General features: G+C 65.8%; 1 pseudogene. It reads right to left on the reverse strand.

Annotation, left to right across the window (positions count from 1 at the left end):
• Window positions 1-348: pseudogene (locus HW932_RS21560) on the reverse strand (RNA-guided endonuclease TnpB family protein); the annotation flags it as partial.

Below are 348 nucleotides of genomic sequence, written 5' to 3' on the forward strand. Positions count from 1 at the left end.
CCGCAGGCCTGAAGGCGTTGGCGCAAACGCTGGTAGCGCTGGCGTTTCGCCTCGACCGTCGCGCCGCTGTGGCGCTCCCCATCGGAATCCGTGGCGATATTGACGATCCCCAGATCGATGCCGATGAAGCCGTCGGGGTCCATCGGCGGGGCTTGCGGGGTCTCGACGACCAGCAGCAGATAGAACTGGCCGTTGACCAGGACCAGATCGGCCTGCCCGTGGCCGCGCGAGAAGGCGGTGCGCTGATAGGCGCCCATCTGCATCGGGATGGTCAGCCGCCCATCGAGCGTCAGGAGACTCGCCGCTTCCAGTCCCTTGAAGCTCAGGATGCGCTGGTCATAGACCACA

Source organism: Allochromatium humboldtianum, from assembly GCF_013385175.1.
GTDB lineage: Bacteria > Pseudomonadota > Gammaproteobacteria > Chromatiales > Chromatiaceae > Thermochromatium > Thermochromatium humboldtianum.